This window comes from Pararcticibacter amylolyticus (assembly GCF_003130405.1).
Taxonomy (GTDB): domain Bacteria; phylum Bacteroidota; class Bacteroidia; order Sphingobacteriales; family Sphingobacteriaceae; genus Arcticibacter; species Arcticibacter amylolyticus.
In genome coordinates, this window is the sequence record NZ_QEAS01000145.1 from 1 (window position 1) to 299 (window position 299).

Below are 299 nucleotides of genomic sequence, written 5' to 3' on the forward strand. Positions count from 1 at the left end.
AACCTGTCATACAGCTATGAAGGCAACCGGCTGAGCAGCCTCAGCGACGGGGGCAGCAGCACGCTGGGGGTAAAGAACCTGACCGGCTCTGCTGCTGCCTACAGCTATGACCAGAGCGGGAGCCTGACGGGCGATCCTAAAAAAGGGACCACGCTGAGCTACAACATCCTGGGACGGACGGAGAAAGTGACCATCACCACCGCTACAGGCCGTTACATCAACTACACTTACGATGCCACAGGGGTGCTGGTGCGCAAGCAGCAGTACGACAACAACAGCCTTCAGAAGACCACCGACTA

1 pseudogene is annotated in these 299 nt (G+C 57.9%); it reads left to right on the plus strand.

The window, feature by feature from the left end:
• Positions 1-299: pseudogene (locus DDR33_RS26385) on the plus strand (hypothetical protein); the annotation flags it as partial.